The sequence below is a fragment of the Sphingomonas sp. Leaf339 genome (genome assembly GCF_001426195.1).
Lineage (GTDB): Bacteria > Pseudomonadota > Alphaproteobacteria > Sphingomonadales > Sphingomonadaceae > Sphingomonas.
In genome coordinates this window covers 763422-788077 of record NZ_LMRS01000001.1, presented here as the reverse complement: position 1 = coordinate 788077, position 24656 = coordinate 763422, and the positions used below count along the sequence as shown (strand labels likewise).

Below are 24656 nucleotides of genomic sequence, written 5' to 3'. Positions count from 1 at the left end.
AGCCCTGCCGTCTACACCGCATGACCATGGAATGGGATTTCGTTCGGATCGCGCTGGTGCTGGTCGCCGTTACCCTGCTGTTGTCGGCGGGGATCGAGGATGCACGCACGCGGGAAATCGCCAACCGCAAGAGCGCGGCGCTGGTGCTGCTGGCGCCTCTATGGTGGTGGGCGAACGGGGCGACGCTATGGCCGGGGGTACCCCTGCAACTGGCGCTGTCGCTGGCGGCGCTGGGTGTGTTCGCGTTCGCGTTCCACATCGGTGCGATGGGTGGCGGCGACGTGAAGCTGATTGCGGCGCTGAGCCTGTGGCTGCCGCTTCAATTGTTCGTGACGATGCTGGTCGTGATGTCGCTGGCCGGCGGCGCGGTGACGCTGGCGATGATCGTCGAGCGGCGGCTGAAGCGCGGCGATCCGGCGGGTGCGGTGGAGGTGCCGTACGGCGTGGCGATCGCCATCGCGGGCATTCTGGCCCTGCGCGAACCCATCCTTAACCAATTTGGCTGATGATTAACGTCGGATCAACCGACGGCCCTTCGAAAGGCGCGAGAAAGACACATGGATAGTCGCAAGGTCATTCTGCTGGTCGGCGCCCTGATGGTCGCGGTCGTCACCGCGCTGTTCGCGCGGTCGCTGATCGCGGGCAGCGCCGCGCCGCAGGCCGCCGCCGCCAACCAGCCACCGGTCGTCAACGGCCCGGAAGTGCTCGTGGCGACCCGCGCGCTGCCGATCGGCACCATCCTGGATGCCACCGCGCTGAAATTCCAGCCATGGCCGCGCGAACTGGTCGACAACGCCTATTACCTGAAGGCCAGCACCGATCTGGCCAAGCTGCAGGGTACCGTCGTCCGCAACCCGATCACCGCCGGCCAGCCGGTCACGCAGGGTGCGCTGGTGAAGCCCGGCGATCGTGGCTTTCTCGCCGCCGCCCTTGGGCCAGGGATGCGCGCCGTGACGGTGCCGGTATCGGCGCAGGCGGCGGTCGCGGGTTTCGTGTTTCCGGGTGACCGGATCGATCTGGTGCTGACGCAATCCGTCGCCGGTGGCGGCGACGGAACGCCGCTGCATGTGTCGGAGACGATCATGCGCAACCTGCGCGTGCTCGCCACCGATCAGCGCACCGACAATATCGCGGGCGATGACGGCAAGACCGTGGTCCGCACGTTCTCCAACGTAACGATCGAGGCGACGCCGAAGATCGCGGAGCAGATTGCGGTCGCCCAGACGCTGGGTTCGCTGTCGCTGTCGCTGCGGTCGATCGCCGACAATTCGAGCGAGCTGGAAGAGGCGATCGCCTCGGGCGCAGTAAAGGTGCCGGACGGCGACCCGCGGGCGGAAAAGGCGATGATCTTGCAGATGGCGCGGCAGCCGCAGACCGGTGCCTCGACCTACGCCACCGGTGCCGATGTATCGCGGTTCCAGCGCCGGTCCGTTCCGGGTCGGGCACCGGATTCAGGTATCAGCAGCATGTCGCCGAGCGGCGTGATGGCGACCGGCGGCGTGCCCGCAACCATTCCCGGCGGCACCGCGCAGGCGCCGGTGCAGAGCGGCCCTGTCGTGCGGATCGCCCGTGGCAACAACGTGTCCGCCGTATCGGTGGGGGGAAAGTAAGATGCGCGTTTCGATGAAGGTCCTGGGGAAGCCGCTGGGTGGCACGCTGTGTCTGGCCCTCGCCATGCCGACAATGCCGGTTGCCGCGCAGACGATGCCGGTGATGGCCACCGCCGCCCCGACGCTTGCGCCGGTCGTGCAGGTCAATACCGGTCGCGGGCGGCTGGTGACGCTGGCCCGGCCGATGAGCGATCTGTTCATCGCCGACGATTCGATCGCCGACGTGCAGGTCCGCTCGCCGACGCAGCTGTATATCTTTGGCAAGAAGACGGGCGAGACGACGATCTCGGCCACGGCGCGCGGCGGCGCGGTGGTGTTCACGACGACGGTGCGGGTGGGCAATAACCTCGATTCGGTGGCTTCGATGCTGGCGCTGGCGATGCCGGATGCCAAGGTGGTGACGACGCCGATGAACGGCATGATGCTGCTGACCGGCACCGTCGCGACGCCCGGCGATGCGGCGGAGGCGGAGCGGCTGGTCCAAGCGTTCGTCGGTGACGGCATGAAGGTGCTATCGCACCTGCGCACCGCGACGCCGCTGCAGGTGAACCTGCAGGTGCGGATCGCCGAGGTGAGCCGCAGTTTTGTAAAGAACATCGGCGTCAATCTGGCGACGCGTGACACCACCGGCGGCTTCCAGTTCGGAATCAGCGGCGGCCGGTCGCCGGGTACCTTCGCAGCGGCCGGTGCGGGCGTTTCGGCTTCCGGCTTCACCAATGGGTCGCAGCGCAGCACGATCGGCATGGCTGGCAAGCTGCTGGGCCTCGACATCCTGAGTGCGATCGATCTGGGTGAGACGATCGGTCAGGTGACGACGCTGGCGAACCCCAACCTGACGGCATTGTCCGGCGAGACCAGCACCTTCCTGGCGGGTGGCGAGATTCCGATCCCGATCAGCCAGGGGCTGGGTGCGGTATCTGTCGAGTTCAAGCAATACGGTATCAGCCTCGCCTACACACCGACGGTGCTGTCCGACGGGCGCATCAACCTGCGCGTCCGGCCTGAAGTGTCGCAGCTGTCGTCGGCGGGCGCGGTGCAGATCAACGGCACGACCATCCCCGCCCTCACCTCGCGCCGGGCGGAGACGACGGTCGAGCTGGGATCGGGCCAGAGCCTGGTCATCGGCGGGCTGATGTCGAACACCCAGCAGAACTCGATCGAGAAGACACCGGGGCTGGGCGATATCCCGATCTTGGGATCGCTGTTCCGGTCGAACGGGTGGCAGCGCAACGAGACCGAACTGGTCATCGTCATCACCCCGTATCTGGTGAAGCCGGTCGACAGCCCCGGCGACATCGCTTTGCCGACCGACGGATACAAGGCGCCGACCGATATCGATCGGATCCTGCTGGGCAAGTTGAGCAACGGTCAGACCGGCGGGCAGCGGCCGGTGCCCATGATGGCGCCGCCTGTCCAGTCACCGCCCCCAGCCGGGACGACGGCGGGCGGAACCGACCCAGTGACAGCCCCCGCCCGCAAGCCCCGCGCCGGCGCGCCGGCTCCTGGTTTCACGCAATGATCGCCGCTTCCCGAGGAATCGCTTCGATGACCACGCGTTCGCTCCTTCTTGCCTGCCTGATCCCGGCGCTGGCCGTCGGCGGTTGCACCGGCACCCGCAATCGTGGCCTGGAATCGGTCCATCAGCCGGTGGTCGCACGGACGGATTATCTGCTGGATCTGCAAGCGGCGGGGGGTTCGCTGGCCGCTGGTGAGGCACAGCGGTTGCAAGGGTGGCTGGCCGGGCTGCGCGCCGGTTATGGCGACCGGATCGCGATCGAGGATCCCGGCACGGGATCACGCGATGCGGTGGCGGAGATCGTATCTGGCTTTGGCCTGTTGCTGACCGACGAAGCGCCGGTATCGGCGGGCGTGGTCGCGCCCGGCACCGTCCGCATCGTGGTCAGCCGGATGAAGGCGCAGGTGCCGGGATGCCCGGACTGGTCGCGTGATTCGTCGGTGGATTACGAACAGAACACGTCATCGGGTTATGGCTGTTCCACCAACAGCAATCTGGCGGCGATGATCGCCAATCCGCAGGACCTGATCCGCGGCGCGGGCGCATCCGGCATGGCCGATCCGATGACCGTGTACAAATCGATCGACCTGTTCCGCAAGGCAGCCCCGAGCGGTGGCGGCGGCGCGAACGTGAAGGCCGAATCGGCGGGAGGGAAGTAGAATGAACGCACCCTGGAAACCGGCGGGCGCGGCCGTTCGCGAACCCTTCGTCGCCTATGTCTGCGACGACACCACCGCCGATGCGCTGCGCCCGGTCGTCGCCGAGCTTGGCTGGTCGGTCGAGAAGATCAACAAGGGCGGCCTGCGCGCCGGCGTGCAGGCGCTGTCAGTATCGGCCAGCCCACAGATCCTGTTCGTCGATCTGGCAGAATCGGGCGATCCGCTGAACGATATCAATGGGTTGGCCGAGGTATGCGAGCCCGGCACGGTCGTGATCGCGGCCGGACAGGTCAACGACGTGCGCCTGTACCGCGATCTGGTCGCCAGCGGCATTCAGGATTATCTGCTGAAGCCGCTGCATCCCGACATGCTGCGCGACGCGTTCGGGCAGGCGCAGGCGTTGCTGCATGCCCCCAAGGCCGCCGATGTCGCGGTCGACCGGCCGCATGCGGCGATCGCGGTTATCGGCGCGCGGGGCGGGGTCGGCGCATCGACGGTCGCGTCGTCGGTCGCGTGGTTGCTGGCGGAGCGCGAGGGACGATCGACCGCGCTGCTCGACCTCGACATCCATTTCGGCACGGCAGCGCTGGCGCTGGATCTGGAGCCGGGCCGCGGCCTGACCGATGCGATCGAGAATCCCAGCCGGATCGACGGCCTGTTCATCGAACGCGCGATGGTTCGCGCGTCGGAGAAGCTGGCGGTCCTGTCGGCCGAGGCACCGATCAACGCGCCGCTCGTCACCGATGGTGCCGCCTTTTACCAGTTGCAGGAGGAGATGCGCGCCAGTTTCGAATGCACCATCGTCGACCTGCCGCGCGGGATGCTGGTCCAGCATCCGCATCTGATGAGCGACGTGCAGATCGCGGTGATCGTCACCGAACTGACGCTGGCGGCGGCGCGTGACACGATCCGCCTGCTGTCGTGGATGAAATCGAACGCCCCGCAGACGCAGGTGCAGGTTTTGGCCAATCGCGTGCTGACCGCCGGCACGCCAGAAATCACGCGCAAGGATTTCGAGACCTCGATCGAGCGCAAGATCGATTTCAGCGTGCCGATGGACCAGAAACTGGCGTGCCAGGCGGCCAAGCTGGGCAAGCCGCTGGCCGAGGCGGGCAAGACGACCAAGACGGTGACACCGCTGGTCGATCTGGTCACCGCCCTGTCGCGCATGGGGGTGGGCGCCGGCGGCGACGCGGTGAGTGCGGTAAAAACGACGACGCTGCTGGGCAAGATCGGCGATTTCAAAAGCCTGATGGCGAAGCGCTCGCCCGCAAAGAAGTAGGCGCGCGATGCTGCCGATCATCCTGATGATGCTGGGTTGTTCGCTGGTGCTGGTCATCGGCGTCATGGCCTTTTCGGGCCCATCGACGTCGCGCATCCAGGCGCGGCGGCTGGCCGGGCTACGCAATCGCCACGCCGCCGACGTGATCGTGACGGGACAAACACGCGGCATCTCCGCCACGCGCGATACCAAGATGGATATCGCATTCGGCCGCATCCTGCCTAACCGCGCGTTGTTGGCCAAGCGGCTGGCGATGACCGGCAAGGACTGGACGGTCGGCCAGTATGGCATGGCGACCGCTGGCCTGATGGTCGTCGTGCTGCTGCTGACCGTGTTACGGGGATTGCCGGTGTTGATGGCGCTGATGATGGCGCTCGCGATCGGCGCCGGCCTGCCGCATATGGTGGTGGGCAAGGTCATCAAACGGCGGGTCGGCAAGTTCACCACCCGGTTCCCCGATGCGATCGAGCTGCTGGTCCGTGGCCTCAGATCCGGGCTACCAATCAGCGAGACGATCGGCGTCGTCGGGGCCGAGGTGGACGGCGCGATCGGCGAGGAATTTCGTGCCATCGCCGACAAGATGAAGATCGGCCGCACGATGGACGCGGCGTTGCAGGAAACCGCCGATCGGCTGGGCACGCCCGAGTTCCAGTTCTTCGTCATCACCATCGCCATCCAGCGCGAGACGGGCGGCAATCTGGCCGAGACGCTCGCCAATCTGGCCGATGTGCTGCGCAAGCGCGCGCAGATGAAGCTGAAGATTCGGGCAATGTCGTCCGAATCCAAGGCGTCCGCCTATATCATCGGGTCGTTGCCGTTCATCGTGTTCGGGCTGATCTGGTTCATCAACCCGTTGTATATCGGCAAGTTCTTCGTCGACGAGCGCCTGATGGTGACGGGTATGGGCGGCATGATGTGGATGAGCATCGGCGCGTTCATCATGTCCAAGATGATCAGTTTCGAGATTTGAGGAACTACGGCTGATGGGCGAGACCGCCGGACCGACGCTGCTGGGCGTCGATGTGATCTGGGTTGCGACGATCCTGTCGGGCGTCGCGGCGTTCGCGGTGATGGTGGCGATCTATGCCGCCACGACCGTGCGCAATCCGATGGCCAAGCGCGTGAAGGCGCTGAACGACCGGCGTGAACAGTTGAAGGCCGGCATCACCGCATCGACCAAGCGACGCGCCAAGCTGGTGCAGCGCAACGAGACCACCGACCGGCTGCGATCGCTGCTGGGATCGATGAAGATGCTGCAGGAAAGCCAGATTAAGGACGCGCAACTGAAGCTGTTGCAGGCTGGCATCCGGTCAAAGGAATGGGCCGTCGCGGTGATCTTTGGCCGGCTGGCGATGCCGATCGTGCTGGGCGGTATCATCGGCTTCTGGGTCTATGCGACCGATGGGTTCGTCGAATGGTCGCCGATGAAGAAATACGCGCTGGTCGCGGGGACGCTGATCCTGTCGTACAAGGCGCCCGATATCTTCCTGAAGAACCGGATCGCCAAGCGGTCCGATGCGATCCGGAAAGGGTTGCCGGACGCACTCGACCTGCTGGTGATCTGTGCCGAAGCGGGGTTGACGGTGGATGCGGCATTCCACCGCGTGGCGCGCGAACTGGGGCGGGCCTATCCCGAACTGGGCGAGGAATTCACGCTGACCGCGATCGAACTGGGGTTCCTGACCGATCGGCGACAGGCGTTCGAGAACTTGGCCACACGGGTCGCGCTGGAGGCGGTGAAGGGCGTGACGACGACGATGGTGCAGACCGAGAAATACGGCACGCCCCTCGCCTCTGCGCTGCGGGTCCTGTCGTCGGAATTCCGCAACGAGCGGATGATGCGAGCGGAGGAAAAGGCGGCGCGGCTGCCGGCGATCATGACGGTGCCGCTGATCTGTTTCATCCTGCCGGTGTTGTTTGTCGTGATCCTGGGACCGGCGGCCTGTTCGATCAAGGATGCGCTGCTAAGCGGCAACTAAGCCGCTGAAACCAAGCGTCGGGACGGATCGTTGACCTTGCGTAACAGGAGGATGCGATGTTGTTTTCGACCCCGACGCAATTTGCGGTGCTGGCGCTGGCGCTGATCGCCGGCTGGTTATTGGGCCTGGCCAGCCACCCCGGCGGGCGCAAGTGGAAGGAACGCTATTCCGCCGAGCGAGAGGCGCATGCCGCGGCGCGCAAGGACGCGGACGACCGGATCGCCATAGCCGACAAGCGGGCGCTGGAGGCCGATCGACGGTTCGTAGAGGCCGAGCAGCTTCGCGAGGCGCCGGTGGTCGAGCGCGATCTGGCGGTCGGTACGCGTACCGAGACGGTGGCGATGCGACCCGTGGACGCCACAAGCTCACGCCCATTCGCCGCGTCGTCGGCACGGCCGGCGTATCCCAGCGACGGTCGCCGTGGCTGGTTCGATTGGGGCGACCGTACAACCGTGGGGTGATATGCTAGTCCGTCGCCCCTGCACCGGGGCGACGGACCATGACGTTTAGCGCGCCCGAAGCGCCGCCTGCGCCGCGGCGAGCCGGGCGATCGGTACGCGGTAGGGTGAGGCCGAAACGTAATCGAGGCCGATCTTCTCGCAGAATGCAATGCTGGCGGGATCGCCGCCATGCTCGCCGCAAATGCCCAGCTTGATATCGGGTCGTGTCTTGCGGCCGCGCTCGGCGGCCAGTTCGATCAGCTCGCCGACCCCCTCGACATCGATGCTGACGAACGGGTCCTTGGCGTAGATGCCCTGTTCGACATAGGCGCCCAGGAAGCGGGCGGCGTCATCGCGGCTGACGCCGAGCGTCGTCTGGGTCAGGTCGTTGGTCCCGAACGAGAAGAATTCCCCCGACTCCGCGATCTCGCCGGCCTTCAGCGCGGCGCGGGGAAGTTCGATCATCGTGCCGACGAGATATTCGATCGTCCGGCCGCGTTCCTCGAACACCGCCTTGGCAGCCTTGTCGACGACGGCCTTCATCAGATCGAGCTCACGCTTGGTGGCAACGAGCGGGATCATGACTTCGGGGATCGGCGCGGTGCCGCTCTTTTCGGCGACGTCGATCGCGGCCTCGAAGATGGCGCGGGCCTGCATCTCGTAGATTTCGGGATAGGTGACGCCCAGCCGGCAACCGCGATGGCCGAGCATCGGGTTGAATTCGTGCAGCTCGGCGGCGCGGCGCTTCAGCGTGTCGATATCGATGCCGGCGGCCTGAGCCACCTCCTCGAACTCGTTCTCCTCGTGCGGCAGGAATTCGTGCAGCGGCGGATCGAGCAGGCGGACGGTGACGGGCAGGCCGGCCATTACCTCGAAGATTTCCGCAAAGTCGCTGCGCTGGGCCGGCAGCAGCTTGTCGAGCGCGACACGGCGGCCCTTCTCGTCGGTGGCGAGGATCATCTGGCGGACCGCAGTGATGCGGGCGGCGTCGAAGAACATATGCTCGGTGCGGCAGAGGCCAACGCCCTCCGCGCCGAATTCGCGCGCGGTGCGGCAGTCGAGCGGGGTTTCAGCGTTGGCGCGCACCTTCAGCCGGCGGACCTCGTCGGCCCACACCATCAGCGTGCCGAAATCGCCGGCAAGCTCCGGCTGCACGGTGGCGACCGAGCCGGCCATCACCTCACCCGTGGTGCCGTCGAGCGTCAGCGTATCGCCTTCGCGAATCTCGCGCCCGGCGACACGCATCACCTTGTCCTTGGCGGAGATCGAGATGCCGCCGGCGCCGGAGACGCAGGGGCGCCCCATGCCCCGCGCGACGACGGCGGCGTGGCTGGTCATGCCGCCGCGCGCGGTCAGGATGCCCTTAGCGGCGTGCATGCCGTGGATGTCCTCGGGGCTGGTTTCGGTGCGGATCAGGATCACCGCCTTGCCGTCGGCCGCCCAGCGTTCGGCCGTGTCGGCATCGAACACCGCGGCGCCGGATGCGGCACCGGGGGAGGCGGGAAGCCCCTTGGCGATGACGTCGCGATGCGCGTTCGGGTCGAGCGTAGGGTGGAGAAGCTGGTCGAGCGCCATCGGTTCGACGCGCAGGATAGCTTCCTCATGCGTGATCAGGCCTTCGTTCGCCATGTCGACCGCGATCTTCAGCGCGGCCTTGGCGGTGCGCTTGCCGCTGCGAGTTTGGAGCATCCAGAGTTTCGTGCGCTCGACCGTGAACTCGATGTCCTGCATGTCGCGGTAATGGGTTTCGAGCGTGTCGAAGACCGATGCCAGCTCGGCATAGACCTCTGGCATCGCCTCTTCCATCGAGGCGGGCTTGGCGCCGGCTTCCTCGCGCGCGGTCTTCGTCAGATATTGCGGGGTGCGGATGCCGGCGACGACGTCCTCACCCTGCGCGTTGATCAGGAATTCGCCGTAATAGGCGCGGTCGCCCTTTGACGGATCGCGGGTGAAAGCGACGCCGGTGGCCGAGGTTTCGCCCATATTGCCGAAGACCATCGCCTGGATATTGACGGCGGTGCCCCAGGCGGCGGGAATGTCGTTCAGCCGGCGATAAACCTTGGCGCGTTCCGACTGCCACGATCCGAACACCGCGCCGACCGCGCCCCAAAGCTGGTCGTGGACGTCCTGCGGGAAGGGCTTGTTCCACTGCTTCTCGACCAGCGCTTTGTATTCGGCGACCAGCGCGCGGAGATCGTCGGCGCTAAGTTCGGTGTCGAGGGTGAATCCCTGATCTTCCTTGGCGATCTCCAGCGCTTCCTCGAACGCGCCGTGATCGAGTTCGAGGACCACGTCGGCGTACATCTGGATGAAGCGACGATAGCTATCCCACGCAAACCGCGCATCGCCCGATGTCGCGGCAAGTCCCTCGACGGTTTCGTCGTTGAGGCCGAGGTTGAGGACGGTGTCCATCATGCCGGGCATCGAGGCCCGCGCGCCGCTGCGGACCGAAACGAGCAGGGGGTCGGCGGCATTGCCGAACGTTTTGCCGGTAACGCCCTCGATATGGGCGATGCCGGTGGCGACCTCGTCGCGCAACCCTTGCGGGAAATTGCCGCCCTCATCGTAATAGACCGCGCAGAAATCGGTCGAGATGGTGAAGCCGGGGGGCACCGGCAGGCCGATCGACGCCATTTCCGCCAGGTTCGCGCCCTTGCCGCCGAGCAGGTTGCGGTCGCCCGAACCGCCGTCCGAAACACCGCCGCCGAATCGATAGACATACTGCGTCATGGCCGGTTCCTCGCTGGTCCCCGAAGGGAAGATCATGGCGTCCTGTTAAACAAGTTAAACGCGGTCGTCAGCCCTCGATTTTCGAAAAGTCCGCGACGGTGTGGACGGCAGCGCGGACGCGGGTAAGCAGCGCGAGGCGGGCGGTGCGTTTGGCGGGATCGGCGTCGTTGACGGTCACGGTGTCGAAGAACGCGTCGATCGGCGCCCGCAGCGTGGCAAGCGCGGCCATCGCGGCTTCGAAATCCTCGCGCGCGACGGCATTGGCGGCGGCGGGTTCGGCGGTGTCGAGCGCGGCGTGGAGCGCGGCCTCGGCCGGTTCGGGGGTGTAGGAGAGCACGCCGTCGCCCTCATCGAAGGTGACGTTTTCCTTTTTCAGGATGTTGGCTGCGCGTTTGTACCCGGCGAGCAGGTTGGTGCCATCCTCGGTCGTGACGAACGCCTGCAAGGCGCGGACGCGGGCAAGCAGGCGGACGAGATCATCCTCGCCGCCGAGCGCAAACACGGCGTCGATCAGGTCGTGGCGGACGCCAGCTTCGCGTTGCTGAACCTTCAGCCGGTCAGCGAAGAACGACAGCAACGCGGGCGTCGCGCGGTTCGAGGATTCAAGGAACGCGGCAACCACGGGGTTGTCTTCGTGGACGCCGACCCGCTCGTCGTGCAGCAGGCTCTGGATCAATTCGCGCGTGCTGGCGAAATCACGTGCAGTCTTGTCGAAAACGGCGGCGAGATCACCACCGATCCGCATGGCGACGGTGTAGCCGAAAGACTGGGCGACCTCACCCACAGCAAAGTCGAACGCCTGATGCAGCCGCAGGCGCAGCGACGAGCGTTCGATCAACAGCAGGATGCCGAGCGCGGCCCGGCGCAACGCGAACGGGTCCTTCGAGCCTGTCGGCAGTTCGCCGATCGCGAAGAACGATGCGACGGTATCGAGCTTGTCCGCCAGTGATACCGCGACCGTGACCGGATCGGTCGGGACGTCGTCGCCCTGCCCGACCGGCTTGTAATGATCGCGGATCGCGGCGGCGACGGCGGGGTCTTCACCCTGAGCCGCGGCGTAGTATCCGCCCATCAGCCCCTGTAGCTCGGGGAACTCGCCGACCATGCCGGTGACCAAGTCCGCCTTCGCGAGGCGGGCGGCGCGTTCGGCTTGACTGGCCAGGGTTTCCCCCTCGGCGGCGGATGGCTCACCGTTTGCTGAAAGGCCCTCACCTAGCCCCCGCACGCGGGATGGCCATCCTCGAACGATGCCCTCTTCCACCAGCCAGCGGGCCAGCTTGGCGACGCGATCTACCTTGTCGGCGACGGTGCCGAGCCGTTCGTGGAAGACGATCTTTTCCAGTTTGGGGCGCAGGTCGTCGAGCGGGATCTTCAGGTCGGTGTCGTAGAAGAAGCGGGCGTCGGCGAGGCGGGCGGCGAGGACCTTGCGGTTGCCCTCGACGATCTTGGCGCCGTCGTCATGTGCGTCGATGTTGGCGGTGCAGACGAAGGCGTTGGCGAGGTTGCCCGCGGCATCGCGACAGACGAAGTATTTCTGGTTCACGCGCGCGGTGAGCTGGATCACTTCTGGCGGGACGGTGAGAAACTGCTCGTCGAAGCGGCCGAGCAACGGCACCGGCCACTCGGTCAGGCCGGCATTCTCGATCAACAGGCCCTCGTCACGGACCAGCGTCAGCCCGGCCTTTGCAGCGGCCATCGTGGCGCCGAGCGCGATGATCGACTGGCGTTCGGCCTGATCGACGATGACGTGGCAGGCGCGCAGCTTTTCGACATAGTCCGCTGCCGATCCGATCGTGATCGGGCCGGGGTGATGGAAACGGTGGCCATAGGTGATGGCCGAACTGGTGATGCCGGCGATCTCGATGGGCACGATCGTTTCACCCAGCAGCGCGACGATGCCGTGCAGCGGGCGGACCCAGCGGAGCGACTCGGTCGAGGTGGAGGCGCCGCCCCAGCGCATCGATTTCGGCCACGGAAAGGCGCGGATGATCGCGGGGATCGCCTCGGCCAGCACCGATGCGGTGGCGCGACCGGGCTTTTCGGTGATGGCGAAGAAGATGCCGTCGCGTTCGACCAGCTGCTCACGGGTCAGGCCGGTCTTGCGAAGGAAGCCGTCGAGCGCCTGTGGCGGGGCGGATGTCTTCGGGCCCTTCACCTCTTCGGACACGGCCAGTGTCTCAGGCGGCAGATCGCGGGCGATCAGCGCGAGACGACGGGGGGTGGCGTAGGTGACGATCGCGGCGGCGGACAGGCCGGCCTTCGCCAGTTCGGCGGTAAACAGGCGGGCGAAATCATCCCGCGCCTTGTCCTGCATCCGCGCGGGGATTTCTTCGGAGCGGAGTTCGAGGAGGAAGTCGGTCATCGTTTTTCGGGGCCGAAGAAGAATGAAGGAGTTTGTTCGCGCGGAGACGCGGAGACGCGGAGAAGAAGATTTGAGTGGTTGGGCCGTGGGTGGGGCCGATGTTCCTTCGACGCCCGCAGGCGCTCCCTGTAGATCTGGGGACGCGACAAAAGTGCCGAGCTAACAGCGAGCGCTACGGCCCCCTTTTCCTCCGCGTCTCCGCGTCTCCGCGCGGACAAACCTTCTTCCATCCAGTCGAGCATCGTCACGCCGCCCATCCGTTCTTCTCCATCCAGGCGCCACAGGCGCCCTTCGCCAGATCGCGGACGCGGCCGATATAGGCCTGGCGTTCGGCGACGGAGATGACGCCGCGAGCCTGGAGCAGGTTGAAGGTGTGGCTGGCCTTGATTGCCTGTTCATAGGCGGGGATGGGCAACCCCGCGGCGAGGCAGTTCTCGCACTCGGCGGCAGATTTGCGAAACTGGTCGAACAGGGTGTCGGTGTCGGCGACCTCGAAATTCCATTTCGACATCTGTTTCTCGTTTTCGAGAAACACGTCGCCATAGGATACGCCGGCGTCGTTGAACTTCAGGTCGTACACATTGTCGACGTCCTGAATGTACATGGCGAGGCGTTCGAGGCCGTAGGTCAGCTCACCAGCGACGGGTTTCATGTCGAAGCCGCCCATCTGCTGGAAATAGGTGAACTGCGTCACTTCCATGCCGTCGCACCAGACTTCCCAGCCGAGACCCCAGGCGCCGAGCGTGGGGGATTCCCAGTCGTCCTCGACGAAACGGATGTCGTGCAGGTTCGTGTCCACGCCGATCGCGGCTAGGCTGCCGAGGTACAAATCCTGCAGATTGGACGGGCTGGGCTTCAGAATTACCTGATACTGATAGTAATGCTGCAGCCGATTGGGATTCTCGCCATAGCGGCCGTCGGTGGGGCGGCGGCAGGGCTGGACGAAGGCGGCGTTCCACGTATCGGGGCCGAGCGCGCGTAGCGTCGTGGCCGGATGGAAGGTGCCGGCGCCCATTTCCATGTCGTAGGGCTGCAGGATCAGGCAGCCATGATCGCTCCAGTAATCGTGGAGGGTGAGGATCATGCGCTGGAAGGATAGCGGGTTTGTCACGGGCGCGTCTCTGGCCGATGGGGCGGGCTCTGGCAAGAAGGGCAGCCCCTGCCTACATCGCGCGGGCATGACCCGATCCTTTCGCGCCGCGTTCACGGCCCTCGCCCTTACCCTGTCGCTGCCCGCCTGTGCGCAGACCGCGAAGCCCGCCAACGATGCCGATCCGGCGCTGTGGGTGGTGAAGGATGCCGACACGACGATCTATCTGTTCGGGACGATCCATGTGCTGAAACCCGGCATGACCTGGTTCGACGAAGCGGTGAAGACCGCGTTCGACCGATCGGACGAGGTGAAGCTGGAGCTGGTGATGCCCGATCCGGCGACGATGCAGGGACTGGTGAAGGCAACGGGGCTGGCCCCGGCCGGTACGCCGCCGCTGGTCGAGCGGCTGCCGGTGGCGCGGCGGGCGGCGTATACGCAAGCGGTGATCGATGCGGGCCTGCCAGCAAATGCACTCGACAAGTTCAAGCCGTGGCTGGCGGCGACGCAGCTGTCGGTGACGCCGCTGGCGAAGCTGGGATACGACACGTCGAACGGGCCGGAACAGGTCATCACGGCGGCGGCGAAGGCGGCGGGCAAACCAGTGACGGGGCTGGAGACGGCGGCGCAGCAGCTTGGGTACTTCAGCAGCCTGTCGGACAAGGCGCAGCTGGAGTTTCTGGGCAGCACGATCGATGAATTGCCAACGGTCGAGACGGTGATGTCGAAGATGGTCGACGACTGGGCTGCCGGGCGTCCGGAAGCACTGGCCGAGGATATGAACGACAGCCTGAAGGACTCGCCGGAGGTCGCCAAGGTGTTGTTGGTCGATCGCAACAAGCGGTGGGCGACATGGATCAAGCAGCGCATGGCACGGCCGGGCACGGTGTTCATCGCGGTGGGTGCCGGGCATCTGGCGGGGGCCGATTCGGTGCAGGCACAGTTGAACGCACTGGGGGTGAAGGCGACGCGGGTGGCTTATTGAATCTCTTCCCCGTCGGACGGGGGGAGACTGGAAGACTTGCGATTTTCACCTGTCTCCGCTAAGCGCGCCCGCTTCCGGCCATGGTCATCCCTGGAGGCGTGGCGCGGGAAAGCACAAGTTTCGGAGATATGATATGAGCGACACCATTACGCTCGCAGCCGAGACGCGCGACCGGGTTGGCAAGGGAGCCTCCCGGGCGCTGCGTCGTGACGGCCGCGTGCCTGCCGTGATCTATGGCCAGAACAAGGAGCCGACTTCCGTTCATCTGGAAGAGAAGGTCCTGATGAAGGCGCTGATGACCGGCCACTTCATGAATTCGATCGTGATGGTCGATGGTCAGCGCACGCTGCCCAAGGACGTGGCCTTCCACCCCGTCACCGATCGCCCGATCCACGTCGACTTCCTGCGCATCGGCGAGCACACGACCGTGACGGTCGCCGTGCCGGTGGTGTTCACCGACGAGGAAGAGGCACCCGGCATCAAGCGCGGCAATGGTGTGCTGAACATCACGCGTCACGAGATCGAACTGGTGGTCGATGCGTCGGATATCCCGGCCGAGATTTCGATCTCGCTGAAGGGTCTCGAAATCGGCGACTCGATCCACATCTCGGACGTGAAGCTGCCCAAGGGCGCGACGGCCGCGATCGACGACCGCGATTTCGCGATCGCCACGATCGTGCCGCCGACCGTGCCGACCGTCGAGGACGAGCAGCTTGAGGCCGAAGTCGCCGAAGCACAGGCAGCCGAGGCTGAGGCCGAAGCGGCCGCCGAGGAGCCGAACGACGACGATAACGACGACGACAAGGTGTCGGTCCAGAAGAAGGACTGATGCCGACTGCGTCGCCCACCGGGTGGCGTACCGATCGGGGGCAGGGAAGCGGCGACGCTCCCCTGCCCCTTTTTCGTTGGGAGAGATGACGTGCAGGTGTGGGCAGGACTCGGCAATCCGGGCGCGCAATATGCGCTGCACCGGCACAATGTCGGCTTCATGGCGGTCGATGCCATCGCGGCGGTGCATGGCTTCGGCCCGGTCAGGAAGCAGTTCCAGGGCTGGACGCAGGAAGGCCGAATCGGGTCGGAGAAAGTGCTGTTGCTGAAACCGGCGACCTTCATGAACGACAGCGGCCGGTCGATCGGGGAAGCGCTGCGCTTCTACAAGCTGGATGTGGACGCGCTGACGGTGTTCCACGACGAACTCGATCTGGTGCCGTTCAAGGTGAAGGTGAAGACCGGCGGCGGCGCGGCGGGGCATAACGGCCTGCGATCGACCGACCAGCATCTGGGCCAGGAGTATCGCCGGGTACGTCTGGGCATCGGCCATCCGGGGCACAAGGACCGGGTAAGTGGTTATGTACTCGGCAATTTCGCCAAGGCTGAAATGGACCCGCTGGCCGATATGCTGGGCGCGGTGGCGGGCGAGGCCGCGTGGCTGACCGCCGGTGATCCGGTGCGGTTCATGAATGACGTCGCCATGCGACTGTCCTGAACTGTAAATGATAGTTGATCGCAATAGTTGAATACTTGAATGAGACTTATTCGCAGCTTGAGTGAGAGTTTATCGCAATAGTTGATTGTTGTTGTTTCAGGAACTTTGCGGGGTTACTTGACGTTCAACAGACAACAACTTGCAACGGAGATATTCCATGGCTCTCACCACCGCCGGCGCCGCTGCATGCGCCAAGTGCCGCTTTTTCGATAGCGAGGCATCCGCCGATCTGGGCCTGTGCCGTTACAACCCGCCGATCAGCCAGCCGAGCGGCGACACCGCCGGCGTATGGCCGAAGGTCGAAGCAAATGACTGGTGCGGCCACTTCGAGGCTGCTGCGGCCTAACACCCCCAGTCTTCATCAAATACGAAAAAGCCGGTCGCGACGAAATCGCGGCCGGCTTTTTCGTGTGCGATGAAGCATGGGGCTGAACCGGGAGCGATCGGGGACATACTGCTGCCATGCGGATTGCTGCCATTCAATGTCGGGCCATTGCCGATGATGCCGTGGCCGCGGGCGACGCGATCGTGCAGCGCCTGCAATGGGCCGCGACGGAAGCTATCGATTTGATCGTCTTTCCCGAAGCGTTTCTGCTGGGGCATTCTTATGACCTCACCACGATCCGCTTGCGGGCGGGGCATGCATCCGACTTCGCCCTGACCGCTTTGTGCAGACGCGTGGCGGCTTATTCCACGACGTTGGTCGTGGGCGCCTTCGTTTCGGTGGACGGACGGATATTCAATCGTGCGCTGGTCATCGAACGCGGCCGGATCATCGGGCATTTTGCCAAAGCCCACCCCAACGAACCGGGCGTCACGGCGGGCGAAGATTTTCCTACCTTCGTCAGATCGGGTGTCCGGTTCGGCATCAACATCTGCAACGATGCCAATCATGCCGACGCTGCTGAAAGACTGGCCGAACAGCAGGCTCGCCTGATCCTCTACCCACTGAATAATATGCTGCCGCCAGAAACGGCAGGGCGCTGGCGGACGAAGAGTCTCGCCAATCTGGTGGACCGCGCCCGTCAGACCGGCTGTTGGGTGGTATCATCCGATGTGACCGGCGCTTGCGACGATCGCCTGAGTTACAGCTGCACCGCGATCGTCGCGCCGGACGGTCGGATCGTGGCGCGGGTTCCGGAACTGGTGGAAGGGGCCGTCGTGTTCAGCCTACCCGATGTCGAGGTGGCCACCGACCAGATTGTGGGCTGACTGACTCATCTGACGCTGGCGGCGATTATACCGGCCACACCCGAGCATGCGCTTCCTCGAACGCGGCCAGATCGTCGGGATCCTCGATCAGCCGGCGCGCCCGATCGTGACAGTTGCGGGCGAACACGCTGATGGCGCCCCGTGCGGACGGCAGGGCCGTCGACAGAGCGGCCAGCGTGCTGGTGAGACGGATGGCGACCTCTGTCTGACTGCCGCCATCCCGCAGGATGGGACGGAAGGCGTCGGCCAGCATGTCGTCAATCGTCAGTCGCGGCAGGTGAACGCGCGGCCGCTCGGCCCGCTCTGCTGGCCCCGGCTCGTCGGGTGGCAGGCAAAGCAGGACGCGAAGGAGGGCGTTCAACACTTCGATCGCGGTTCCTGGATCGTTGACCGCGGGTGACAGCGCCCGGCTGGCAATTTCGGACAGCGCGATCAGGCCAAGCCGGGGGTCCTGATCGAATGTGCGGTGCCGCTCGATCGTAAACGCAGCGATCATCGCACCGCGCGTCTCATCGTCGATCGCCCCCTCGACCTGCATCAGGTCGCGCTGTGGATGCAGCATCGTTCCCGGCAAGGCGCTGACGTGGATGACGAGGCCGGATCGGGCGGCGATCGCGCCCAACTCGGCGATATCGATATGGGTTACATATCCCGTCCTTTCGCCGCGGATCGGCGTGGCGTCACCCGGAATCGGCACGACTGGCCGGCCACCGAGATAGGGATCGTCAGCGAACGCCTTCATCGCCTGCCCGGCGGCATCCTCAACCCGGTCGATCACGTCGGACATGCGCCCGAACGCGGTGATATGCGCGATCCAGCGCAGCAACGTCACGACGACCCAGATAATGACTAGGATCGTCGCTCCGAACAGGATGATCCGGCCTTCGGTGCCGTAGACACTCGTCTGCAACCCGATGATGCCGACGATCGAAAAGACAAAGGCACCCAGGAAGGTAGACAACGCGTTCTGCGAGGTCGGATCGCTGATGAGCAACTGCGTGGCGCGGGGCGTCGCCAGTTGCGTTGCGGACGAATAGGCGCTGACCATGGCGGTGAGGGAGAATGTCGTCACCGCCAACATGCTCGACGCCATGATCTGAAGGATCGTGCCGACCGCGTCCTGCCCCAGATCGCCGCCGAAATCATAGGGCAGATGCGGCGTCACCACGGCTGCCAGTATCGCTAGTGCGACGCTCAACAGGCTGATGAGGGCAGCGCGGAACCAGACCTGACGGATGATCCGCCTGACGATCCATGACCATCTGCTCAATGTCTGCCCCTCCCCAATCGCCCATAGCTGGCGACGGATTACCAATGCACGACGCGGCCGAACGTGCCGTCGATCGCATGATACGCATTGACCAAGACGCTCCCAGCTATTAGTGAGAGGCATTCTCATTAGCGAGTGGAGTGCGTTACTTGTACGACCTCATCGATCGGCCGGTTTCCGAATTGCCTGTATTCGAACGCTATCTCCTCGATGCGACACGGACCTGGGTTCATGCACTGACGTTGGCGGGCGTACCCGCCACGGCCACCGCCAGCGGTTTTGCCGGACATGGCGGCGCGACCGCGTGTGCGGCATTCGATCAGGTGATGCGCGCCATGGATGACGGATCGGCGGAGACGCTGGTGTTCCAGCGCCCCTGCCACTCCGACGTGGAGGAAACCGAGGCCGTCGTGCTCGGCATCTGGCGACTGGTGCGCGCGGACCGCATCGCCGCGGCGCAGGCCGCCGCCGCCACGCTGGTCGATGGTACGGCCGCGCGCGCGGTAATCGCCGGAATGACACGGGTGGTCGCAGCGGATCACGCGGCGGGTTGATCCCGCCGCCGCGACGGGCGCGTGGTTGACAGGCCCTCCCCCACGGCGCACCCGCATCCGTCATGGCGGTACGGCAGTTCTTTCCCACGCTTCTCTATGATGAACAGCTGGGTGACGAGGCCCTGTTGACCGAACTGGAGCATTCGGTGCGGACATTGGCGGTGGACGATACTGCCGGTCGTCGCTGGTCGCGCGATCATGGCTATCGCGGTTATACCTCGTACGCGTCGCTGGACGACTTGCCGCGGCGCGATCCGATCTTTGCCGATCTGAAGCGGTTACTGGACAAGCATGTCGCGCGCTTTGCGGAGGCCTGTGCGTTCGATCTGGGCGGCAAGCGGCTGAAGCTCGACAGTTTGTGGGTCAATCTGCTGAAGACCGGCGGGCATCATAGCGCGCATCTGCATCCGCACAGCGTCGTATCCGGTACGCTGTATGTCGTGATGCCGGAGGGCGCCGGCGGCCTGACGCTGGAAGACCCGCGCCTGCCGATGCTGATGGCCGCCCCCACCCGCCGCGCCGATGCGGTGGAGGGCATGCGGACGTTCGAGACGATCCGCCCCCTGCCCGGCACCGTTTTGCTGTGGGAAAGCTGGTTGCGCCACGAAGTTGTCACCAATGCCGCCAAGGGTGAACGGATCAGCATCAGTTTCAATTATCGTTGATGGCGATAGCGCTTTGTTCCCGCCCGCCATTCCCCTTTATCGCAGGAATAGCGCATTTCGCCGTTAACCATTTTTCAGCGCTTGTCGGCCATTGATAAGACCGGATCGGGAATGGTGGCCAGTCGGCTGCCGGATCGACAGCGGGAAGGCGTTATGTTCGGAGCGGTTGTCTTCACCTATGGGATGCTGATGAGCTTTGTGCTCTCTGGCGCGGCGCGCAATCGCAAGGAACAGCGACCCAATCCCAAGATTCTGGAATTTGTCGGCCTGATCCTGTGCGGTGTATCGGTCGCGTTGTCGGTGAGCCTGTTCGGCTATGCCGCCGTGGACCAACTGGCCGGCTGATCCGACCCATTGAGGTAAGGGGCCGGGGCCGCTAGAGCGACGCTTTCCCCCTCACCTATCAGGAACGACGCATGGGTTTCCGCTGCGGCATCGTGGGCCTGCCCAATGTGGGCAAGTCCACCCTTTTCAATGCGCTGACCGAGACGGCGGCGGCCCAGGCGGCCAATTACCCGTTTTGCACGATCGAGCCGAACGTCGGCAACGTGGCCGTGCCCGATGCGCGACTGGACAAGCTGGCGGCGATCGCCGGCTCTGCGAAGATCATCGAAACGCAGCTGGCATTCGTCGACATCGCCGGGCTGGTCCGCGGCGCGTCGAAGGGCGAGGGGCTGGGCAACCAGTTCCTCGGCAACATCCGCGAGGTGGATGCGATCGTTCATGTCCTGCGCTGTTTCGAGGACGGCGACGTCACCCATGTCGAAGGCAAGGTCGATCCGATCGCCGATGCCGAGACGGTCGAAACCGAGCTGATGCTGTCGGACCTCGAAAGCCTCGAAAAGCGCGTCCCCAATCTGGCGAAAAAGGGTCAGCAGGGCGACAAGGAATCGAAGATCGGTGCGTCGGTACTGGGTCAGGCACTGGATCTGTTGCGCGAGGGCAAGCCGGCGCGGCTGACCAAGCCGAAGGACGAGGAGGAGGCGCGCGTCTTCGCGCAGGCGCAGTTGCTGACCGCCAAGCCGGTCCTGTACGTCTGCAACGTCGACGAGGCGAACGCCGCCGACGGCAATGCCTTCAGCGCGCGCGTGTTTGAAAAGGCCAAGGCGGAGGGTGCCGAAGCCGTTGTCGTATCCGCGGCGATCGAGGCGGAAATCGCCACGATGCCGAGCGAGGATCGCGGCGAATTCCTGGCGGAGTTGGGCCTGTCGGAAACCGGGCTCGCACGGGTGATCCAGGCGGGATACAAGCTGTTGCACCTGCTGACCTTCTTCACCGTCGGGCCGAAGGAAGCACGGGCGTGGACGGTGCATGTCGGTGCGAAGGCCCCGCAGGCCGCCGGTGAGATCCACACCGATTTCGAACGCGGGTTCATCCGGGCGGAAACGATCGCGTTCGATGATTACATCGCGCTGGGCGGCGAAAGCGGTGCGCGCGATGCGGGCAAGCTGCGTCAGGAAGGCAAGGAATATGTCGTCCATGATGGCGACGTAATGCTGTTCCGATTCAACGTCTGACGGGGTGCGTGACCGCGTCCTGACGGGTGTCGCGGTCACCGGCTTCGCGTTCGGCACCGCGACGCACGCGTGGGATTTCCTGCGCTTCGGCTGGTGGCCATATCGATATGGGCCGGTGGGCCTGACGCTGTTCTCGAACGCGCTGGTGTTGCTGGATGCGGTCGTCGTTGTGCTGTTGCTGACACGGCGGCGGGTGGGCTTGTCGGTCGGGATTGCCGTCATGATGCTGGATGTAGTGGCCAACAGCTATGCATGGCGGGTGTTAGGCTATGACGGGTTCGACATCGCGGTGCCGATCCAGGCGGCGTTCCTGATCTTCCTCTTGATCGCGTGGCCGGCGCTGGCGGGGCGGCATTGCCGCGTATAAAGGCAACTCTACTATGCCGATCGATCTGATCTGTCTCGATGCCGATGATACGCTGTGGCACAATATGCGGCATTTCGTGGCCGCCGAAGACGCCTTGCTGGCGATGCTGGCGCCGTTCACCGATGCGGGCGTCGCGCGCGATACGCTGACTGAATGTGAGGCGCGGAACCTGCCGCTGTATGGCTATGGTGCCAAAGGCTTTACCCTGTCGATGATCGAAACCGCGTTGGAACTGGGCGGCGATGCGTTGCCGGCCAGCGTGGTGGGTGAGATACTGGCGGCGGGTCGCGCTTTGTTGGCGCATCCGGTCGAGTTACTGGACGGGATCGAAGCGACGCTGGATGCGCTGGCGACACAGGGGCGGCTGGTGCTGGTGACCAAGGGCGACCTGCTGCACCAAGAGGCGAAGCTGGCTGCTTCGGGCCTGGGCGATCGTTTTGCGGGAATCGAGATCGTCAGCGACAAGACGCCGGCGACCTTCACGCGTATCTTTGACCGTTACGCCGTTCAGCCCGCGCGGGCGGTGATGGCGGGCGATTCGATGCGATCGGACGTGTTGCCGGCGATCGAGGCGGGGGGTTGGGGCGCCTATGTACCGCAGCCACTGGCGTGGGACCACGAACACGCCCCTGCCCCCGTCAACCATCATCGGTTCGCGCAGTTGCGGTCGCTCGCCGAACTGCCGGAATGGATCGATAGGATCGCCCGACTCGACGCATGATCGCTGGCGATTCGCCGTAATAAGCGACACATTCGCGGCAGGAGATTGTCGATGCGGTATTTCGAGGATGTGACCGTTGGCCATCGGGCCAGCTTCGGTGAATATGCGGTGACGCGCGAGGAGGTAATGGCCTTTGCCCAGCAATACGATCCGCAGCCCTTTCATCTGTCGGACGAGGCGGCGGCCGTGACGCATTTCGGGCGTCTGTCGGCCAGTGGCTGGCATACCTGCGCGATGACGATGGCGATGATCGTCGAGAATTTGAAACGCCATGACGAGGCGGGATTGGGATCACCCGGCATCGACGAACTGCGCTGGTTGCGCCCCGTCTATCCGGGCGACACGCTTCGTTGCGAGACAGAGATCCTCGACAAGCGGCGGTCGAAGAGCCGACCGGAAATGGGCCTCTATCGCAGCCGCATGACCGTGTTCAATCAGGATGACGTGGCGGTGATGAGCTTCATTTCGCAGGGTATGATCCGAACGCGGGAGACCGGCTGAGCCCGCCCGCGTGCCCGCCGCAGATCAGGGTATCTGGGTCTGCGGCGCGCCGCCGCGTTGCATGGATCCGCCGCGCGCGCCGCCGCCACGGTTGCCAGAACCACGACCCTGTCCGGGGTTACCGAACCCACGGTTCTCCCGTCGTTCCTGGCGCATCTGGCCACGCAGTTCGCGCTGCGCCTGGCGACGCTCGTTGTTCACCTGACCGCGATCGATCATACCATTGCGGTAGTCGGGTCGATTGCCACGAACGACACCACGATCGTTACGGCCGTCCCGGCCGCCATCGCGTGACTGATCACGCCGGAAATCGGCCCAGTTGTCGCGTGGGCCATCACCGCGGATGTTGCCGCGGCGACCCTCCCAATAACGGCGCTGGCCGTCGTTCCAACGGTGGCGACCACGGTTGCGATCGTACACGTACACGCCGGTGCCGGGATAATAGTAATTACCATACCAGCCATAGTTGGCGAGGCCGCCATAGCCGCCATAACCATAACCGGCATCATATGGGTCGTAATACCCCCCAGAGCCGTAACCGCCGCCGACGCCATAACCGACATTGACGCCGGAATAGCCATAGCCATCGGTACAGGCGGACGTGGCAAAACCCAGCCCGACGAGAAGACCGGTCAACGCAAGACGACGAATAGACATGGCAACCTCCAGTACTGCGAGGCAAGCGGCAGGAACGCACCGCTAGTCATGAGGGAACGTGGCTGAACGATTGCTGGTTCCGAAGTACATTCTGCCGCAACTTTGGTCGCCGAGCGCGAAGTGAGCCCATCACGAAGAAGGGGCAAGACCACCGGTCCCGCCCCCTTTTAAATCAAATCGTGTCAGTCACCGAACGGCTATCAATGCTTCACGTCGCGCCAGACGTTCTGATACGCGCCCCATGCCAGGAAGCAGAAGATCAGGATGAACACGACCGACGCGAAACCGGCGGCGTGGCGTGCTTCCAGTTTTGGCTCCGCGGTCCAGGTCAGGAACGCGGCGACATCCTTGGCCATCTGATCATGCGTGGCGACGGTGCCATCGGTGTACGTTACCTGCCCATCGGTCGTCAGTGGCGGCGGCATCGCGATGTTCAGGTTGGCGAAGTACGGATTGTAATGAAGACCATCGGGTGTCTTCGTTTCCGCAAATTTCTTCAGCAATTCGGCTGGTTGCGGACGATATCCGTCCTTGCCGACGAGCGAGAAAACATAGTTTGCGCCGTCATGACGCGCCTTGGTGATCAGTGACAGATCGGGCGGCAGCGCGTTGTTGTTGGCGGCGCGAGCGGCGACCTCATTGGCGAAGGGCGACGGGAAGCGATCGCTGGCAACGCTCTTGCGCGTGGCAGCTTCACCGGTGTCGGGGTTCACCGACGGCGTCTCGATCACCCATTGATTGGCGATCGCCTTCACCTCGGCCTCCGAATAGCCGATCTCTTCCAGATCGCGGAAGGCGACGAACTTCAGGCTGTGACAGGCTGAGCAGACTTCCTTGAACACCTGGAAGCCGCGCTGCACCTGACGGCGATCGTATTTGCCGAAAAATCCCGCCGACGACAGACCGGCATCGCGCGGATGCAGGTGGAATTCATGCTCGGCGGTCTCGGGCGCCGGATCGGTGATCGCGGTGGATACCGTCCCCCAGAGCGCCAGCGCCAGCACGAAGGTGAAGCCGGCGCCGACCAGTATGGCGATGATGCGAACCATGGTG

Annotated in this window: 26 protein-coding genes; 20 read left to right on the top strand and 6 right to left on the bottom strand. The window is 64.7% G+C overall.

From position 1 onward, the window contains the following. Nucleotides 1-20 precede the first annotated feature (20 nt). Genes ASG67_RS03650 through ASG67_RS03615 form a run of 8 tightly spaced genes read left to right on the top strand, consistent with a single transcriptional unit; the run spans nt 21 to nt 7507 of the window. Nucleotides 21-506: a prepilin peptidase gene (locus tag ASG67_RS03650; protein WP_321163524.1), complete on the top strand. Its 486-nt coding sequence runs from the start codon at nt 21-23 to the stop codon at nt 504-506. Nucleotides 507-557: 51 nt separating this feature from the next. Beyond that, entirely contained in the window at nt 558-1610 is a 1053-nt protein-coding gene (gene cpaB, locus ASG67_RS03645) for a Flp pilus assembly protein CpaB (RefSeq protein WP_056525321.1), read from the top strand. Nucleotide 1611: 1 nt separating this feature from the next. Continuing rightward, entirely contained in the window at nt 1612-3129 is a 1518-nt protein-coding gene (locus tag ASG67_RS03640; protein ID WP_056525318.1) for a type II and III secretion system protein family protein, read from the top strand. 26 nt (nt 3130-3155) lie between these two features. Then, a complete protein-coding gene (locus ASG67_RS03635; protein WP_200940705.1) occupies nt 3156-3785 on the top strand; it encodes a CpaD family pilus assembly protein in 630 nt (209 codons plus the stop codon). A 1-nt stretch (nt 3786) separates the two neighbouring features. Continuing rightward, a complete protein-coding gene (locus tag ASG67_RS03630) occupies nt 3787-5067 on the top strand; it encodes an AAA family ATPase (RefSeq protein WP_056525313.1) in 1281 nt (426 codons plus the stop codon). A 7-nt stretch (nt 5068-5074) separates the two neighbouring features. Continuing rightward, on the top strand, nt 5075-6037 hold the full coding sequence (locus ASG67_RS03625; protein ID WP_056525310.1) for a type II secretion system F family protein: 963 nt from the start codon (nt 5075-5077) through the stop codon (nt 6035-6037). A 13-nt stretch (nt 6038-6050) separates the two neighbouring features. Then, nucleotides 6051-7046, top strand: a complete 996-nt coding sequence (locus ASG67_RS03620; protein ID WP_200940703.1) for a type II secretion system F family protein — start codon at nt 6051-6053, stop codon at nt 7044-7046. Nucleotides 7047-7102: 56 nt separating this feature from the next. Beyond that, nucleotides 7103-7507 (top strand): hypothetical protein, encoded by a 405-nt coding sequence (locus tag ASG67_RS03615; RefSeq protein ID WP_056525308.1) that lies wholly within the window; start codon nt 7103-7105, stop codon nt 7505-7507. A gap of 45 nt (nt 7508-7552) precedes the next feature. Here the strand turns inward: ASG67_RS03615 and ppdK are convergent, their stop codons facing one another. The 3 genes from ppdK to ASG67_RS03600 form a co-directional block, all read right to left on the bottom strand. Next, nucleotides 7553-10216, bottom strand: a complete 2664-nt coding sequence (gene ppdK, locus ASG67_RS03610) for a pyruvate, phosphate dikinase (RefSeq protein WP_056526444.1) — start codon at nt 10214-10216, stop codon at nt 7553-7555. 67 nt (nt 10217-10283) lie between these two features. Beyond that, complete coding sequence (gene glyS, locus ASG67_RS03605) at nt 10284-12578, bottom strand: glycine--tRNA ligase subunit beta (RefSeq protein WP_056525305.1); 2295 nt, start codon at nt 12576-12578, stop codon at nt 10284-10286. A gap of 244 nt (nt 12579-12822) precedes the next feature. Continuing rightward, nucleotides 12823-13662 (bottom strand): glycine--tRNA ligase subunit alpha, encoded by an 840-nt coding sequence (locus tag ASG67_RS03600; protein ID WP_056525302.1) that lies wholly within the window; start codon nt 13660-13662, stop codon nt 12823-12825. 94 nt (nt 13663-13756) lie between these two features. Between ASG67_RS03600 and ASG67_RS03595 the strand changes: the two genes are divergently transcribed. From ASG67_RS03595 to ASG67_RS03575, 5 genes are all read left to right on the top strand, one after another. After that, on the top strand, nt 13757-14653 hold the full coding sequence (locus ASG67_RS03595; RefSeq protein WP_056526440.1) for a TraB/GumN family protein: 897 nt from the start codon (nt 13757-13759) through the stop codon (nt 14651-14653). Between the two features lie 133 nt (nt 14654-14786). Beyond that, complete coding sequence (locus ASG67_RS03590) at nt 14787-15482, top strand: 50S ribosomal protein L25/general stress protein Ctc (RefSeq protein ID WP_056525299.1); 696 nt, start codon at nt 14787-14789, stop codon at nt 15480-15482. Between the two features lie 90 nt (nt 15483-15572). Then, nucleotides 15573-16139, top strand: coding sequence for an aminoacyl-tRNA hydrolase (pth, locus tag ASG67_RS03585; RefSeq protein WP_056525296.1), 567 nt, complete (start codon nt 15573-15575; stop codon nt 16137-16139). 157 nt (nt 16140-16296) lie between these two features. After that, a complete protein-coding gene (locus tag ASG67_RS03580; RefSeq protein ID WP_056525293.1) occupies nt 16297-16485 on the top strand; it encodes a hypothetical protein in 189 nt (62 codons plus the stop codon). A gap of 116 nt (nt 16486-16601) precedes the next feature. Next, nucleotides 16602-17351, top strand: a complete 750-nt coding sequence (locus ASG67_RS03575; RefSeq protein WP_056525290.1) for a carbon-nitrogen hydrolase family protein — start codon at nt 16602-16604, stop codon at nt 17349-17351. Between the two features lie 25 nt (nt 17352-17376). Here the strand turns inward: ASG67_RS03575 and ASG67_RS03570 are convergent, their stop codons facing one another. Further along, complete coding sequence (locus ASG67_RS03570; RefSeq protein WP_156460615.1) at nt 17377-18621, bottom strand: DUF2254 domain-containing protein; 1245 nt, start codon at nt 18619-18621, stop codon at nt 17377-17379. Between the two features lie 149 nt (nt 18622-18770). Between ASG67_RS03570 and ASG67_RS03565 the strand changes: the two genes are divergently transcribed. The 7 genes from ASG67_RS03565 (at nt 18771) to ASG67_RS03535 (ending at nt 22946) form a co-directional block, all read left to right on the top strand. Further along, nucleotides 18771-19175: a hypothetical protein gene (locus tag ASG67_RS03565; protein ID WP_056525288.1), complete on the top strand. Its 405-nt coding sequence runs from the start codon at nt 18771-18773 to the stop codon at nt 19173-19175. Between the two features lie 62 nt (nt 19176-19237). Then, a complete protein-coding gene (locus tag ASG67_RS03560; RefSeq protein ID WP_056525285.1) occupies nt 19238-19840 on the top strand; it encodes a TIGR02466 family protein in 603 nt (200 codons plus the stop codon). A 189-nt stretch (nt 19841-20029) separates the two neighbouring features. Then, on the top strand, nt 20030-20185 hold the full coding sequence (locus ASG67_RS03555) for a hypothetical protein (RefSeq protein WP_235535027.1): 156 nt from the start codon (nt 20030-20032) through the stop codon (nt 20183-20185). 71 nt (nt 20186-20256) lie between these two features. Further along, complete coding sequence (gene ychF, locus ASG67_RS03550; protein WP_056525282.1) at nt 20257-21357, top strand: redox-regulated ATPase YchF; 1101 nt, start codon at nt 20257-20259, stop codon at nt 21355-21357. Nucleotides 21358-21361: 4 nt separating this feature from the next. Beyond that, on the top strand, nt 21362-21724 hold the full coding sequence (locus ASG67_RS03545) for a hypothetical protein (protein ID WP_056525278.1): 363 nt from the start codon (nt 21362-21364) through the stop codon (nt 21722-21724). Between the two features lie 13 nt (nt 21725-21737). Then, nucleotides 21738-22445, top strand: coding sequence for an HAD family hydrolase (locus ASG67_RS03540; RefSeq protein ID WP_056525275.1), 708 nt, complete (start codon nt 21738-21740; stop codon nt 22443-22445). A gap of 51 nt (nt 22446-22496) precedes the next feature. After that, entirely contained in the window at nt 22497-22946 is a 450-nt protein-coding gene (locus ASG67_RS03535) for a MaoC family dehydratase (RefSeq protein WP_056526430.1), read from the top strand. A gap of 24 nt (nt 22947-22970) precedes the next feature. Here the strand turns inward: ASG67_RS03535 and ASG67_RS19340 are convergent, their stop codons facing one another. Continuing rightward, a complete protein-coding gene (locus ASG67_RS19340) occupies nt 22971-23603 on the bottom strand; it encodes a hypothetical protein (RefSeq protein ID WP_082543271.1) in 633 nt (210 codons plus the stop codon). A gap of 200 nt (nt 23604-23803) precedes the next feature. Beyond that, nucleotides 23804-24652, bottom strand: coding sequence for a cytochrome c1 (locus ASG67_RS03525; protein WP_056525269.1), 849 nt, complete (start codon nt 24650-24652; stop codon nt 23804-23806). Nucleotides 24653-24656 lie beyond the last annotated feature (4 nt).

Bases quoted from the DNA above. Each gene is read 5' to 3' on its own strand.
- ASG67_RS03575 (WP_056525290.1), top strand. From the start codon at position 16,602: ATGCGGATTGCTGCCATTCAATGTCGGGCCATTGCCGATGATGCCGTG.
- ASG67_RS03540 (WP_056525275.1), top strand. From the start codon at position 21,738: ATGCCGATCGATCTGATCTGTCTCGATGCCGATGATACGCTGTGGCAC.
- ASG67_RS03525 (WP_056525269.1), bottom strand. From the start codon at position 24,652: ATGGTTCGCATCATCGCCATACTGGTCGGCGCCGGCTTCACCTTCGTG.
- ASG67_RS03640 (WP_056525318.1), top strand. From the start codon at position 1,612: ATGCGCGTTTCGATGAAGGTCCTGGGGAAGCCGCTGGGTGGCACGCTG.
- ASG67_RS03630 (WP_056525313.1), top strand. From the start codon at position 3,787: ATGAACGCACCCTGGAAACCGGCGGGCGCGGCCGTTCGCGAACCCTTC.
- ASG67_RS03650 (WP_321163524.1), top strand. From the start codon at position 21: ATGACCATGGAATGGGATTTCGTTCGGATCGCGCTGGTGCTGGTCGCC.
- ASG67_RS03590 (WP_056525299.1), top strand. From the start codon at position 14,787: ATGAGCGACACCATTACGCTCGCAGCCGAGACGCGCGACCGGGTTGGC.
- ppdK (WP_056526444.1), bottom strand. From the start codon at position 10,216: ATGACGCAGTATGTCTATCGATTCGGCGGCGGTGTTTCGGACGGCGGT.
- ASG67_RS19340 (WP_082543271.1), bottom strand. From the start codon at position 23,603: ATGTCTATTCGTCGTCTTGCGTTGACCGGTCTTCTCGTCGGGCTGGGT.
- ASG67_RS03635 (WP_200940705.1), top strand. From the start codon at position 3,156: ATGACCACGCGTTCGCTCCTTCTTGCCTGCCTGATCCCGGCGCTGGCC.
- ASG67_RS03580 (WP_056525293.1), top strand. From the start codon at position 16,297: ATGGCTCTCACCACCGCCGGCGCCGCTGCATGCGCCAAGTGCCGCTTT.
- ASG67_RS03560 (WP_056525285.1), top strand. From the start codon at position 19,238: ATGGCGGTACGGCAGTTCTTTCCCACGCTTCTCTATGATGAACAGCTG.
- ASG67_RS03595 (WP_056526440.1), top strand. From the start codon at position 13,757: ATGACCCGATCCTTTCGCGCCGCGTTCACGGCCCTCGCCCTTACCCTG.
- cpaB (WP_056525321.1), top strand. From the start codon at position 558: ATGGATAGTCGCAAGGTCATTCTGCTGGTCGGCGCCCTGATGGTCGCG.
- glyS (WP_056525305.1), bottom strand. From the start codon at position 12,578: ATGACCGACTTCCTCCTCGAACTCCGCTCCGAAGAAATCCCCGCGCGG.
- ychF (WP_056525282.1), top strand. From the start codon at position 20,257: ATGGGTTTCCGCTGCGGCATCGTGGGCCTGCCCAATGTGGGCAAGTCC.
- ASG67_RS03620 (WP_200940703.1), top strand. From the start codon at position 6,051: ATGGGCGAGACCGCCGGACCGACGCTGCTGGGCGTCGATGTGATCTGG.
- ASG67_RS03615 (WP_056525308.1), top strand. From the start codon at position 7,103: ATGTTGTTTTCGACCCCGACGCAATTTGCGGTGCTGGCGCTGGCGCTG.
- ASG67_RS03600 (WP_056525302.1), bottom strand. From the start codon at position 13,662: ATGATCCTCACCCTCCACGATTACTGGAGCGATCATGGCTGCCTGATC.
- ASG67_RS03555 (WP_235535027.1), top strand. From the start codon at position 20,030: ATGAGCTTTGTGCTCTCTGGCGCGGCGCGCAATCGCAAGGAACAGCGA.
- ASG67_RS03535 (WP_056526430.1), top strand. From the start codon at position 22,497: ATGCGGTATTTCGAGGATGTGACCGTTGGCCATCGGGCCAGCTTCGGT.
- ASG67_RS03625 (WP_056525310.1), top strand. From the start codon at position 5,075: ATGCTGCCGATCATCCTGATGATGCTGGGTTGTTCGCTGGTGCTGGTC.